Source organism: Streptomyces sp. NPDC050121 (assembly GCF_044460385.1).
Taxonomy (GTDB): Bacteria; Actinomycetota; Actinomycetes; order Streptomycetales; family Streptomycetaceae; genus Streptomyces; species Streptomyces soliscabiei.
Genome location: NZ_JBITJV010000018.1, coordinates 85,454 through 98,199, shown reverse-complemented (window position 1 = coordinate 98,199; position 12,746 = coordinate 85,454). Strand labels below are relative to the sequence as shown.

Genomic DNA, 12,746 nt, shown 5'->3' with positions numbered 1-12,746 from the left:
GGTTCACTCCGTGCCGGGCGCCGGTTTCCAACTGGCGGTCACCGTGAGATGCGCCTGACCGTTGCCGCCCACGATCCCGAGTTTCAGATCCTGTCCGATCTGCACACCGAAGGTGACGCTCAGCTCGGCAGGCGGGTCCGGCACGGCCGAGACGACGTCGTGGACTTCTTGCAGCAGCGGCCCGAGCGGTTTGAGCGCGGTGCGCAGCGCCCCCGCCGCGAAGCTGGCGACGGCGGCGCCTCCGGTGGCCACGGGGACGGCTCTGCCCATGCCCTCGGGGAGGTCGGCGTCGCCGTCGGGGCGGGCGGCACCGCCGTCGTGGACGGGAGTCGCGGACGTCAGCACGAATCTGACGGGCGTGCCGTCGTCCAACTCTTCTTCTGCGCTTATCGGTTGGGCCACGCCGACATTGTGATCGACGAGACGAGGACGGACCAGCCCCCCGCGTCGAAGAGCGGCGCTCCATGTTCGAGTGCCCAGCCTCCCGTACGGGGACGAGGGCGGGGATGCCTTCGGCGACTTCCGGGCCCACACCGCCGAGTTGACGCCCGAGCGGTTCCTGTGCGAGGCCGCCCGCCCGCCCGTAGCCTGCGGGTCATGAGTGAAGTTGAGAACAACGAGCCCGTACTGCTGGAGCCGCCCGTCGCCGGCTCCGAGGCCGACACACTGGTCGGCTCCCTGGAGCGGCAGCGCAGGATCCTGGCCTGGAAGTGCGAGGGCCTGGACGCGGCCGCACTGAACACCCGGCTCGCGCCCTCGACTCTCACCCTGGGCGGGCTGCTGAAGCATCTGGCGCTGGTCGAGGACGAGTACCTCACCCGGCGTCTGCTGGGCAAGCCGCTGGGCGCGCCCTGGGACACGGTCGACTGGGATGCCGAGCCCGACTGGGAGTGGCGGTCCGCCGCCTCCGACGCGCCCGAGCAGTTGTACGGGCTGTGGGAGGCGGCCGTGGCCCGCTCCCGGGCCCATGTCCGGCAGGCGCTCGCGGAGGGCGGCCCCGACAGTCTCGTCGCCTACACGAGCGCGCGCGGCGAGTCGCCCAGCCTGCGTCACCTATTCGTCGACCTGATCGAGGAGTACGCCCGCCACGTGGGCCAGGCCGACCTGATCCGCGAGTCGATAGACGGCCGGGTGGGGGAGGACCCGCCTCGCTGAACGAGCGATCACTGTTCCATTTGTACCCATATGCCCGCATTTTCAGTGACGCGGCGCACTTTCGGCCATGGATTGCGCATGCAAGCGGGGGGCGGGGGCAGGCGATCGCGGTCCCCGAGAGTGCCCAGCGGGTGACACAGGGGGACTGAACAGGAACGGAAGGCAACACCGATCATGGCCGACAGGACGGAACAGCCGGAACCGCGAGAGCACCGGACGATTCATATCGGCGGCGAGTGGCTGGAAGCGGCCTCCGGCGCCACCCGCGAGATCCTCGACCCCGCGGACGGCCGCCCCTTCGCCGTGGTGGCGGAGGGCGACGAGAAGGACACCGACCTGGCGGTCGCGGCCGCCCGTGCCGCCTTCGCCGGCGGCGCGGGCGGCTGGCCGCTCACCCCCGCTGTGGAACGCGCCGCCGTGCTGCACCGCGTCGCCGACCTCCTCATACGCGACCGCGAACGCCTCGGCCTGCTGGAGAGCCGGGACGCGGGCAAGACGCTCGAAGAGGGCCGCGTCGACATCGACTGCGTCGCCGACGCCTTCCGCTACTTCGCTGGCCTCGTCGCCTCCGAGGCCCCGGGCCGGGTCGTGGACGCGGGCACGGCCGACGTCCACAGTGTCGTCGTCCACGAACCCGTCGGCGTCTGCGCGCTGATCACCCCCTGGAACTACCCGCTGCTCCAGGCGAGTTGGAAGATCGCCCCGGCCCTCGCCGCGGGCAACACCTTCGTCGTCAAGCCGAGCGAGATCACCCCGCTGACGACCATCGCGCTGATCGACCTGCTGCTCGAGGCCGGGCTGCCCGCCGGGGTCGCGGGCATCGTCACCGGTCCCGGGCACACCGTAGGCGCCCGGCTCGCCGAGCATCCCGACGTCGACCTCGTCTCCTTCACCGGCGGCCTGGTCAGCGGCGCGAAGGTCGCACGGGCGGCCGCCCCGACCGTCAAGAAGGTGGCCCTCGAACTCGGCGGCAAGAACCCCAACGTGGTCTTCGCCGACGCCTGCGCCACCCCCGAGGCCTTCGACACCGCCGTCGACCAGGCCCTCAACGCGGCCTTCATCCACAGCGGCCAGGTCTGCTCGGCGGGCTCCCGCCTCATCGTCGAGGAATCGGTGAGGGACCGCTTCGTCGCCGAACTCGCCCGCAGGGCAGGCCGGATCAGGCTCGGCCGCGGCACCGAGGACGGCGTCGAGTGCGGGCCGCTCGTCTCCGAGCAGCAGCGCGCCAAGACCGAGGCGTACGTCGCCTCCGCGCTCGCCGAGGGCGCGGTGCTGCGCACCGGCGGCGCGCGGCCGGAACCCGCGCCGCACCGCCCCGAGTCCGGCTACTTCTACGAGCCCACCGTCCTCGACCACTGCCACCGCGAGATGCGGGTCGTGCGGGAGGAGGTCTTCGGTCCGGTCCTCACCGTCGAGACCTTCCGCACCGAGGACGAGGCCGTCGCGCTCGCCAACGACTCCGAGTACGGCCTCGCGGGCGCCGTCTGGACCGCCGACGCGGGCCGGGCACGACGGGTCGCCGGGCGGCTGCGCCACGGCACCGTCTGGATCAACGACTTCCACCCCTACCTGCCGCAGGCGGAGTGGGGCGGCTTCGGCAAGAGCGGTGTGGGCCGCGAACTGGGTCCGGCCGGGCTCGCCGAGTACCGCGAGACCAAGCACGTCTACCAGAACCTCGCGCCGAAGCCCGTCCGCTGGTTCGCAGGCTGACCCCCCGGCCGTCCCCCCCAAGACCTCGCGCCAGACCTCGCACGCCCCTGGAGTACCCCCCATGTCCGAGAACCCCCACGTCTACGACTATGTGGTCATCGGAGGCGGAACCGCCGGTTCCGTCATCGCCTCCCGGCTGACCGAGAACCCCGCCACCACCGTCGCCGTCATCGAGGGCGGCCCCACCGACGTCGGCCGCGACGACGTCCTCACCCTGCGCCGCTGGACGGGCCTGCTCGGCGGCGAGCTCGACTACGACTATCCGACCACCGAGCAGCCGCGCGGCAACTCCCACATCCGGCACAGCCGCGCCCGCGTCCTCGGCGGCTGCTCCTCCCACAACACGCTCATCGCCTTCAAGCCGCTGCCCTCCGACTTCGACGAATGGGAGGCGGCCGGCGCCCAGGGCTGGGGCGCGGTCCAGATGGAGGCCTACTACGCGCGCCTGCTGAACAACATCGTCCCGGTCGACGAGAAGGACCGGAACGCCATCGCCCGCGACTTCGTCGAAGCGGCACAGCAGGCCGTCGGGGTACCCCGCGTCGAGGGCTTCAACCGCAAGCCCTTCACCGACGGCGTCGGCTTCTTCGACCTCGCCTACCACCCCGAGACCAACAAGCGCTCCAGCGCGTCGGTGGCCTACCTGCACCCGGTGCTCGACGAGCGGCCCAACCTGACGATCCTGCTGGAGACCTGGGCGTACCGGCTGGAGCTGGACGGTGCCCGAGCGCAGGGCGTGCACGTCCGCACGAAGGACGGCGAGGAGATCCTCGTACGGGCCCGGCGCGAGGTCGTGCTGTGCGCGGGAGCCGTCGACTCGCCCCGGCTCCTCCTGCACTCCGGCATCGGACCCAAGGCCGACCTGGACGCCCTCGGCATCCCCGTCGTCCACGACCTGCCCGGCGTCGGCGAGAACCTCCTCGACCACCCCGAGTCGGTGATCGTCTGGGAGACCCACGGGCCGATACCGGAGAACTCCGCGATGGACTCCGACGCCGGCCTGTTCGTGCGCCGCGACCCCGAACACGCGGGCCCCGACCTGATGTTCCACTTCTACCAGGTCCCCTTCACGGACAACCCGGAGCGACTGGGCTACGAACGCCCGCCGTACGGAGTCTCGATGACCCCCAACATCCCCAAGCCGAAGTCCCGTGGACGGCTCTACCTGCGGAGCGCGGACCCGGCCGTGAAGCCCGCCCTCGACTTCCGTTACTTCACCGACGAGGACGACCACGACGGCCGCACCCTCGTCGACGGTATCCGCATCGCCCGCGAGATCGCGAAGACCGAGCCGCTGGCCGGCTGGCTCAAACGCGAGGTGGCCCCCGGCCCGCACATCACGGGCGACGAGGAACTGAGCGAGTACGCCCGCAAGGTCGCCCACACCGTGTACCACCCGGCGGGCACCTGCCGGATGGGCGCGGCCGACGACGAACAGGCCGTCGTCGACCCGCAGTTGAAGGTGCGCGGACTGGACGGTCTGCGGATCGCCGACGCGTCCGTGTTCCCGACCATGACCGCCGTCAACCCGATGATCGGGGTGCTGATGGTCGGCGAGAAAGCCGTCGACCTGATCGGAGGCGATGCACGATGACGATCACGCCCGCCACCCGCAAGCCGCCCACCACGGGCGCCGACGACCCCGTCTTCTCGGTCGACGGCCTGTGGAAGGTCTTCGGCCCCAAGGCCGACCGGATCCCCGCAGACCCCGAACTGGCCTCCCTGGCCCCAGCCGAGCTGCGATCCCGCACCGGCTGCACGGCCGCCGTCCGGGACGTCTCCTTCGACGTCCGCAAGGGCGAGGTCTTCGTCGTGATGGGCCTGTCCGGCTCCGGCAAGTCCACCCTCGTGCGCTGTCTGACCCGGCTGATCGAGCCGACGGCCGGCACGATCGCCGTCGACGGCGAGGACGTCCGCGCGATGGACCGCACCCGGCTGCGCGAACTGCGCCGGCACCGCGCCGCCATGGTCTTCCAGCACTTCGGCCTGCTCCCGCACCGCACCGTCCTCGACAACGTGGCGTACGGCCTGGAGATCCAGGGCGTCGGCCGCGCCGAGCGACGGGCGCGCGCGAAGGACGTCGTCGCGAAGGTCGGCCTCGACGGCATGGAACAGCGCAGGCCCGCCCAGCTCTCCGGCGGCCAGCGGCAACGCGTCGGCCTGGCCCGGGCGCTGGCCGTCGACCCGGAGGTCCTCCTCTTCGACGAGCCGTTCAGCGCGCTCGACCCGCTCATCCGGCGCGACATGCAGGAGGAGGTCGTCCGGCTGCACCGCGAGGAGGGCCGCACGATGGTCTTCATCACGCACGACCTCAGCGAGGCGCTGAAACTGGGCGACCGCATCGCCCTCATGCGCGACGGCTGCGTGGTGCAGCTGGGCACCCCCGAGGAGATCGTGGGCTCCCCGGCCGACGACTACGTCCGCGAGTTCGTCCGCGACGTGCCCCGCGAGCAGGTGCTGACGGTCCGCACGGCCATGCGGCCCGCGACCGCGGGGGAGGCGGGCAGCGGCCCGGCGGTGTCCCCGGCCGCGACGGTCTCCCAGGCCATCGAGGCGGTGGCCCGGGCAGGCACTCCGGCCCGCGTCATGAACGCGGGCCGCTGCCTGGGCATGGTCGACTCGGACACCCTCCTGGCAGTGGTCGCCGGAACAGAGCCCGGCTCAACTGAGGGCAATCGTGCCGCTGGGGCGGCGCCCGTCCCCAAGCAAGCGGCACCCCGTAAGCGCGGGCAAGCGCCCCACCCCCCGAGCACCGACACGGAGGCCGTGTGATGGCAACGGTCACCGTTCCCACCCCCCGACTCGCCCTGCCCGGCTTCCTCAAACACCAGGCCGCCCGCAAGCTCCTCGTCCTCGCCCTGGCCGCCGCCGTCCTCGTCCCGCTGGCCAACGCCCGCTGGTCCAGCGGCAGCTGGCCCGACTCGCTCACCGTCGACCTCACCAAGCCCCTCACCAGCACCAGCGACTGGATCATCGACAACCGGGACAGCCACCCCCTCTTCCTCTACTTCCTCGGCCACATCAGCAACGGAGTGGTCCTCTCCGTACGCGCCGTCTACTTCCTCCTGCTCGCCGCCGGCTGGGCGGGCGTCACCGCCGCGGGCGCGCTGATCGCCTGGCGCGTCGCCGGCGTGCGCCTCGCGCTCGGCACGGCGGCCGCGTTCCTGGCCTGCGGCCTGCTCGGCATGTGGGTGCCGACGATGCAGACGCTCGCCCTGATGGTCGTCGCCGTCCTCGCCTCGGTCGTCGTGGGCGCGCTGCTCGGCCTGGCCGGCGGTCTCTCCGAGCGCCTCGACCGCGCCCTGCGCCCGGTCCTGGACACCATGCAGGTGCTGCCCGCGTTCGCGTACCTCCTCCCGGTCGTGCTCGTCTTCGGCATCGGCGTCCCGGCGGCCGTCCTGGCCACCGTCGTCTACGCCGCCCCGCCCATGGCCCGGCTCACCGCGCTCGGTCTGCGCGGCGCCGACAAGGAGGTCCTGGAGGCGGTGGACTCACTGGGCGCGACCGCACGCCAACGCCTGCTGACCGCCCGGATCCCGCTGGCCCGCAGGGAACTCCTCCTCGGCCTCAACCAGACGATCATGATGGCGCTGTCGATGGCGGTCATCGCGTCGGTGATCGGCGCGGGCGGCCTCGGCGACCGCGTCTACCAGGCGCTGGCCTCCGTCGACGTGGGCGCGGCCCTCGCCGCCGGCATCCCGATCGTGCTGCTCGCGGTCGTCCTGGACCGCGTCACGGCCGCCGCCGGACAGGAGAGCGACGACGCGCCCGCCCGGTGGACGACGTGGGTCTACGCGGCGGCCGCCGCCGTGGCCGTGGCCCTCGCCGGACGCGCGATCGGCCGGCTCGACTGGCCCGACGCCTGGACGGTGGCCATCGCCGCCCCGGTCAACGACGCCGTCGGCTGGATGACCGACCACCTCTACTCCGGGGTGCCCGTCGTCGGCGGCACCGCCGACTGGGCAGGCCACTTCACCACCTGGGTCCTCGACCCCGTCCGGGACGGCCTGCAGGGGCTGCCCTGGTGGGCGGTGCTGCTGCTGGTCGCCGCGATCGCCTGGCCGATCGGCACCTGGCGCACCGCGCTGACCGCCGTCCTCGCGCTCGCCGCGACCGGTGTGCTCGGCGTGTGGGAGCCGTCCCTGGACACCCTGTCCCAGGTGCTGGCCGCCGTCGCCGTCACCCTCGTCCTGGGCTTCGCGATCGGCGTCGCCGCCGCCCGCAGCGACCGCTTCGAGCGGCTGCTGCGTCCCGTCCTGGACGTCTTCCAGACGATGCCCCAGTTCGTGTACCTGATCCCGGTCGTCGCGCTGTTCGGCGTCGGCCGCGCACCCGCCGTCGCGGCGGCCGTCGTCTACGCGCTGCCCGCCGTCGTCCGGATCACCGCGCAGGGCCTGCGGCAGGTCGACCAGGCGGCGATGGAGTCGGCCCGCTCCCTCGGCGCGACCGGCACACAACAGCTCCGTCAGATCCAACTCCCGCTGGCCCGGCCCGCGTTGCTGCTCGCCGTGAACCAGGGCGTGGTCCTCGTCCTCGCCGTCGTCGTCATCGGCGGTCTGGTCGGTGGCGGCGCGCTCGGCTACGACGCCGTCTTCGGGCTCGCCCAGGGCGACCTCGCGACCGGTCTGGTGGCCGGCGCCGCGATCGTCTGCCTCGGCCTGATGCTCGACCGGGTGACGCAGCCGACGGAACGCCGTGCGAGGAAGGGAGCGTGACATGCGCCTTCGTATGCGTATTCGCATTTGTATGACGACGACGGCCGCCGTGGCCGGCGCCTCGGCGCTGCTGCTGTCCGGCTGCGGCGCCGCCGACATGACCAAGCAGGCCTCGCCCTTCGCGGGCGCGCAGGGCGCGAAGACCGTGACCCTGTCGGTCCAGTCCTGGGTGGGCGCGCAGTCCAACGTAGCCGTCGCCCAGTACCTCCTCGAACACAAGCTCGGCTACCGCGTGGACACCGTGCAGGTCGACGAGATCCCCGCCTGGGACGCGCTCAGCCAGGGCCGGGTCGACGCGATCCTGGAGGACTGGGGCCACCCCGACCAGGAGAAGCGGTACGTCGACGACAAGAAGACGATCGCGCGCGGCGGCGACCTCGGCGTCACCGGGCACATCGGCTGGTTCGTGCCGACGTACCTGGTCGAACAGCACCCCGACATCACGAACTGGAAGAACCTCAACAAGTACGCGTCCCTGTTCCGCACCGCCGAGAGCGGCGGCAAGGGCCAGCTCATGGACGGCTCCCCGTCCTACGTCACCAACGACAAAGCCCTGGTCGACAACCTGAAGCTCGACTACCAGGTCGTGTTCGCCGGTTCGGAGGCCGCGCAGATCACCCAGATCCGCCAGTTCGCCAAGGCGAAGAAGCCCTTCCTGTCGTACTGGTACGCCCCGCAGTGGCTGTTCAAGAAGGTCCCGATGACGGAGGTCAAGCTCCCCGCCTACAAGGAGGGCTGCGACGCCGACCCGGCGAAGGTGGCCTGCGGCTACCCGCACACCCCGCTGGAGAAGTACCTCAACGCGGACTTCGCGAAGGACGGCGGCAAGGCGGCCGCGTTCCTGAAGAAGCTCAAGTGGACGACGGAGGACCAGAACGAGGTCTCCCTGATGATCGCCGACCAGAAACTGACCCCGCAGGAGGCGGCGAAAAGGTGGGTGAACAGCCACGAGCCCACCTGGAAACCGTGGCTGTCCTGACCCCGCTCGGCTCATACGCCTTACGCGTACTGACCCGGCCGGTAGTGCCCCGGCACCAGTCGGCAGGTCACGCCGAACCGGTTCCACGCGTTGATCACCGTGATCGCGGCGATCAACTGCGCCAGCTCGGCCTCCTCGAAGAACCCGGCGGCCCGGTCGTACACCGCGTCGGGCACGAAGCCGTCCGTCAGGACGGTCACCGCCTCCGTCAGCGCCAGCGCCGCGAGCTCCTTCTCCGTGTAGAAGTGCTCCGACTCCTCCCAGGCGCTGAGCTGGACGATCCGCTCGACGCTCTCGCCGGCCGCCAGCGCGTCCTTGCTGTGCATGTCGACGCAGAGCGCGCAGCGGTTGATCTGCGAGGCGCGGATCTTCACCAGCTCCAGCAGCTTCGAGTCGAATCCCTTACGGGCGGCGGCGTCGAGCCGGAGCATCGCCTTGAAGACCTCGGGGGCGTGCTCGGTCCAGTTCAGCCGAGGGGTGTGTTCGGGGGCGTACTGAACCTGTTCATCGGTGGTCGGGGTGTCTGCGTGCGTCGTCATGCCCTCGACCCTAGAAGGGAAGCTGCCCAGGGGTATGGTCCATTTCCATGCCGAAAGCTTGGGCCACTCTGGGTGTCGACCTGCATCTCGAACCGACCGGCCCGCAGCTGCGCCGGGGCCTGACCGACGCCCTGCGCGAGGCGGTCCGCACCGGCCGACTGGCCCCGGGCACCCGGCTGCCCTCCTCGCGCTCCCTAGCCGTCGACCTGGGCATCGCCCGCAACACGGTGGCCGACGCCTACGCCGACCTCGTAGCCGAGGGCTGGCTCACCGCACGCCAGGGTTCGGGGACGCAGGTGGGGGACCGGAGGGTGGTTCTGCCGACGGATGCATCGCCCCGCCGCCTCGAAGACCACCGCCCCGCCTACGACCTCCGCCCCGGCACTCCCGACCTCGCCTCCTTCCCCCGCGCCGAGTGGCTCAAGGCGGCCCGCCGCGCCCTCACCGCCGCCCCTTCCGACGCCTTCGGCTACGGCGACCCCCGGGGCCGCGTCGAACTGCGCACCGCGCTCGCCGGGTACCTCTCCCGGGCTCGCGGAGTGCGCGCCGACCCCGAACGCATCGTCGTGTGCGCCGGGTTCGCGCATGGCCTGAAACTCCTCAGCGCCGTCCTACGGGCACGCGGTGCGCGCACGATCGCCGTCGAGGCGTACGGCCTGGACGAGCACTGGAGGCTCCTGGCGGCGACCGGTCTGGCCACGACCCCGCTCCCGTTCGACGAACTGGGCACGAGTACAGGCGAGTTGAAGGGACGGGAATCCGGCGCGGCGCTGCTCACCCCGGCCCACCAGTTCCCGATGGGCGTGCCCCTGCACCGCGACCGGCGGGCGGCCGTCGTGGACTGGGCACGGCGCACCGGCGGCCTGGTCCTGGAGGACGACTACGACGGCGAGTTCCGCTACGACCGCCAGCCCGTCGGCGCCCTCCAGGGCCTGGACCCCGACCACGTGGTGTACCTGGGCACGGCGAGCAAGTCCCTGGCGCCCGGCCTGCGCCTGGGCTGGATGGTGCTGCCGCCGGGCGTGACGGAGGAGGTGGTGGCGGCCAAGGGCGGGGTGGACACCTCCGGGGTCCTGGACCAGCTGACGCTGGCGGAGTTCATCACGTCGGGGGCGTACGACCGCCACGTCCGGGCGTCCCGCACCCGCTACCGCCGACGCCGCGACGCGCTGGTGTCCGCCCTGGCCGCCCGCGCCCCCGCCATCCGCGTCACCGGCATCGCGGCGGGCCTGCACGCAGTCCTCCGCCTCCCGCCCGGCACCGAACCGGCGGTGGTCCGAGCCGCGGCCCACCAGGGCCTGGCGGTCGACGGCCTCACCCCCCGCCACCGCCACCCCGACGCGGTCACCACCCCCCTCGACGCCCTCGTCGTCGGCTACGGCACCCCACCGGACCACGCCTGGTCCGGGGCACTGGACGCGTTGTGCGGGGCGTTGTCCTTGGGTGAGTACGGCACCGGGATTCCTCTTCCCGGGTAAGGGTCCCGGAGTTCCCGGAGGCTCCCGGAGCGGTGCTCGCCGACCGGACGGTGTCTGAAAGGGGGTCCGAGACCGTCGTCTCGGACCCCCTTTCTGTAGGAGTCGGCGTCAGCCCAGTTGCTTTGCCGTGCTGGTGGTGTAGCCGCTGGTGCGCAGCGTCGTGGCGGTGCCGATCGCTGTGGCGCCGCCCTTGTACAGCAGGAGTGCTCCGGCACTGTTGGTCGCCCAGATGTCGGGGATGCCGTCCCCGGTGGTGTCGGGGCTGCCGTAGAGCAGGGGGAAGGCGGCCCGGGTCATGGTGCTGGTGACGTACATGACGTCGCCGCCGCCCAGGCTCGCGCCGGATGTGCCCAGGCTGGTCAGAACCGTGCCCACGCCGTCGCTGTCGAGGATGCCCTTGCGCAGGAGGATATGGCCGGCCGAGGTGCGGTACGTGAGGTCGGCCGCGCCGTCGGCGTTGTAGTCGGCGATGGCCACGAAGTCCCGCTCGGCGTCGCCCCAGTCGGAAGTGGTCAGCCGGGTGGCAGTGGAGAAGGCGCCGCCGCTGTAGCCGGTGAAGACCCACAGTTCGGCGCCGCCCACTCCACCGGTCACGAAGAGTTCGGGCTGACCGTCCCCCGTGATGTCACCCGCCGACTTGATCTCCGTGAAGGTGGCGGGGGCGGGGGCGTTGGCCGGGAGCTGCACCTCGATGCGCTTGCTGACGTCGATCGCGCCGTAGCCGTCGCCGGGGTAGATGAAGAGCAGACCCTCGGGCGTGCGCACCACCCAGTCGGTGACGCCGTCGGAGGGAGCGAAGTCGCCGTTGTGGGTGACCAGGGAATACCTGCTCGCGCCGTCCCAGATGTGCGGGGCGGTCTTGCCGTCGGTGAGCAGGTTCCCCTTGTCGTGGGTGCCGAAGGTGTCGGCTGTCCCGGACGGGGCATCGAGGCAAGTTGGTGTGGTGCGAACTGAACGCGGCGTAGCTCGTTGATCACGTCAGACAGAAAGGAGAGCCGATGGTCGGCTCGTCGCACGAGGCGCTGCACCGGATCTTCCAGAAGGACCCGGCGCTGCTTACCCGAGCGCTCCAGCAGGTGTTACACGTTCCCTTTCCCGAGCCGTACGACTTCGCCGGCATGAACGTCGACCTCACCGAGATCGAGCCCGTCGAGCGGCGCGTGGACACGCTCCTGCGGGCCGAGACCGACGAGGGCAGTTACCTCCTGGTCGTGGAGTCGCAGGGCCAGCCGGACGACCGGAAGCGCGGCAGCTGGCCGTACTACCTCAGCTACCTGTACGAGAAGTACCGCTGCGAGCCCGTCCTCATCGTCGTCACCCAGAGCCGTGCCACGGCCCGCTGGGCGGCGCAGCCCATCCATCTGGGCGTACGCGGTGTGCCTTCGCTGACCGTGCGGCCCTTCGTGCTGGGGCCGGACAACGTACCCGTGATCGCCACCGAGCGGGAGGCCAAGCAGGATCCACCCCTCGCGGCGCTCTCGGCCATGACACACGGCCGGGGGCGGCAGGCCCCCGCCATACTGGAATCGCTGGCAGCGGCCCTGAAGGACATGGACCGCGACAGTGCCGCGGTGCTCGTGCAGTTCGTCGACTCGTGCCTGGCGGATGACCAGGTTCGGCAGATGTGGAGGGACCTGATGACGGCGATGCAGTACTTCTGGCGACACCCGCTCGCCGAGGAGGTACGGGAAGAAGGCCGCGAGGAAGGCCGGGTCCGAGAGCGGGCCGAGATGACTCTTCGCATCCTTGAGTGGCGTGGCATCGCTGTGCCGGACGATGTCAGAGCCCGCGTCGAAGCCTGTACCGACTCCGACCAGCTAACCGTCTGGTCCGAGCGCGCGGTTCACGCGACCGGCGCGGCCCAGCTCTTCGACGCCACCGAGTAGACGGTCCAGCCCACGCCTTCCGTCGCGGGTGCCGGAGTTCAGCCCGGCACCCGCACCGACGCCCCCGACGCATCGGGCAGATCGGGCGTCGCAGCCGTCCCGGAACGCGCCCGTTCGCCGGGCTGAGCCCTCGCTGGGTTCGGCAAGCTCGTCGGTTGGCGGGTTCGGGCCGTCGTCGGCGTGCCCGGCCTGGGTCTCCTGGCCGCGAGATGGCGCATAACCACCAATTGCCCGTGCCGTGCGGAGCATCGCGTACGACGGTGCCCAGGCGGGACACGGCTCCG

12 protein-coding genes are annotated in these 12,746 nt (G+C 71.6%); 9 read left to right on the top strand and 3 right to left on the bottom strand.

Translation table 11 applies throughout. The annotated features are described in order from the left end of the window. Window positions 1–3 precede the first annotated feature (3 nt). Window positions 4–402 (bottom strand): CU044_2847 family protein, encoded by a 399-nt coding sequence (locus tag ACIBTS_RS26315; RefSeq protein ID WP_399322586.1) that lies wholly within the window; start codon window positions 400–402, stop codon window positions 4–6. 70 nt (window positions 403–472) lie between these two features. Between ACIBTS_RS26315 and ACIBTS_RS26310 the strand changes: the two genes are divergently transcribed. The 7 genes from ACIBTS_RS26310 to ACIBTS_RS26280 all read left to right on the top strand — a co-directional run bounded on the left by ACIBTS_RS26310 (window position 473) and on the right by ACIBTS_RS26280 (window position 8,559). Further along, window positions 473–601 carry a hypothetical protein gene (locus ACIBTS_RS26310; RefSeq protein WP_399322584.1) on the top strand — a complete coding sequence of 43 codons (129 nt, stop codon included), beginning with the start codon at window positions 473–475 and terminating at the stop codon, window positions 599–601. After that, window positions 598–1,155: a DinB family protein gene (locus tag ACIBTS_RS26305; protein WP_399322582.1), complete on the top strand. Its 558-nt coding sequence runs from the start codon at window positions 598–600 to the stop codon at window positions 1,153–1,155. Before ACIBTS_RS26310 ends, ACIBTS_RS26305 begins: the two co-directional genes overlap by 4 nt. A 174-nt stretch (window positions 1,156–1,329) precedes the next feature. Next, window positions 1,330–2,865: an aldehyde dehydrogenase family protein gene (locus ACIBTS_RS26300; protein WP_399322580.1), complete on the top strand. Its 1,536-nt coding sequence runs from the start codon at window positions 1,330–1,332 to the stop codon at window positions 2,863–2,865. Between the two features lie 61 nt (window positions 2,866–2,926). Beyond that, window positions 2,927–4,459: a GMC family oxidoreductase gene (locus ACIBTS_RS26295; RefSeq protein WP_399322578.1), complete on the top strand. Its 1,533-nt coding sequence runs from the start codon at window positions 2,927–2,929 to the stop codon at window positions 4,457–4,459. After that, window positions 4,456–5,637, top strand: coding sequence for a glycine betaine/L-proline ABC transporter ATP-binding protein (locus tag ACIBTS_RS26290; protein ID WP_399322576.1), 1,182 nt, complete (start codon window positions 4,456–4,458; stop codon window positions 5,635–5,637). Before ACIBTS_RS26295 ends, ACIBTS_RS26290 begins: the two co-directional genes overlap by 4 nt. Continuing rightward, a complete protein-coding gene (locus ACIBTS_RS26285; RefSeq protein ID WP_399322575.1) occupies window positions 5,637–7,580 on the top strand; it encodes an ABC transporter permease in 1,944 nt (647 codons plus the stop codon). The genes ACIBTS_RS26290 and ACIBTS_RS26285 overlap by 1 nt, the downstream gene beginning before the upstream one ends. Window positions 7,581–7,593: 13 nt before the next feature. Further along, window positions 7,594–8,559, top strand: coding sequence for an ABC transporter substrate-binding protein (locus ACIBTS_RS26280; RefSeq protein WP_399322672.1), 966 nt, complete (start codon window positions 7,594–7,596; stop codon window positions 8,557–8,559). 20 nt (window positions 8,560–8,579) lie between these two features. On the opposite strand, the gene ACIBTS_RS26275 is transcribed toward ACIBTS_RS26280, so the two are convergent. Further along, window positions 8,580–9,098: a carboxymuconolactone decarboxylase family protein gene (locus ACIBTS_RS26275; protein ID WP_399322574.1), complete on the bottom strand. Its 519-nt coding sequence runs from the start codon at window positions 9,096–9,098 to the stop codon at window positions 8,580–8,582. 47 nt (window positions 9,099–9,145) lie between these two features. Between ACIBTS_RS26275 and ACIBTS_RS26270 the strand changes: the two genes are divergently transcribed. Beyond that, window positions 9,146–10,576 carry a PLP-dependent aminotransferase family protein gene (locus ACIBTS_RS26270; protein WP_399322572.1) on the top strand — a complete coding sequence of 477 codons (1,431 nt, stop codon included), beginning with the start codon at window positions 9,146–9,148 and terminating at the stop codon, window positions 10,574–10,576. 108 nt (window positions 10,577–10,684) lie between these two features. Here the strand turns inward: ACIBTS_RS26270 and ACIBTS_RS26265 are convergent, their stop codons facing one another. Next, a complete protein-coding gene (locus ACIBTS_RS26265) occupies window positions 10,685–11,341 on the bottom strand; it encodes an FG-GAP-like repeat-containing protein (protein WP_399322571.1) in 657 nt (218 codons plus the stop codon). Between the two features lie 233 nt (window positions 11,342–11,574). Between ACIBTS_RS26265 and ACIBTS_RS26260 the strand changes: the two genes are divergently transcribed. After that, the gene (locus tag ACIBTS_RS26260) at window positions 11,575–12,462 is read left to right on the top strand and encodes a hypothetical protein (RefSeq protein ID WP_399322570.1); all 888 of its coding nucleotides are present in this window, start codon (window positions 11,575–11,577) and stop codon (window positions 12,460–12,462) included. Window positions 12,463–12,746 lie beyond the last annotated feature (284 nt).

Coding starts and splice junctions, on each gene's coding strand:
- ACIBTS_RS26305 (WP_399322582.1), top strand. CDS start 598: ATGAGTGAAGTTGAGAACAACGAGCCCGTACTGCTGGAGCCGCCCGTC.
- ACIBTS_RS26260 (WP_399322570.1), top strand. CDS start 11,575: ATGGTCGGCTCGTCGCACGAGGCGCTGCACCGGATCTTCCAGAAGGAC.
- ACIBTS_RS26295 (WP_399322578.1), top strand. CDS start 2,927: ATGTCCGAGAACCCCCACGTCTACGACTATGTGGTCATCGGAGGCGGA.
- ACIBTS_RS26300 (WP_399322580.1), top strand. CDS start 1,330: ATGGCCGACAGGACGGAACAGCCGGAACCGCGAGAGCACCGGACGATT.
- ACIBTS_RS26280 (WP_399322672.1), top strand. CDS start 7,594: ATGCGTATTCGCATTTGTATGACGACGACGGCCGCCGTGGCCGGCGCC.
- ACIBTS_RS26290 (WP_399322576.1), top strand. CDS start 4,456: ATGACGATCACGCCCGCCACCCGCAAGCCGCCCACCACGGGCGCCGAC.
- ACIBTS_RS26270 (WP_399322572.1), top strand. CDS start 9,146: ATGCCGAAAGCTTGGGCCACTCTGGGTGTCGACCTGCATCTCGAACCG.
- ACIBTS_RS26285 (WP_399322575.1), top strand. CDS start 5,637: ATGGCAACGGTCACCGTTCCCACCCCCCGACTCGCCCTGCCCGGCTTC.
- ACIBTS_RS26275 (WP_399322574.1), bottom strand. CDS start 9,098: ATGACGACGCACGCAGACACCCCGACCACCGATGAACAGGTTCAGTAC.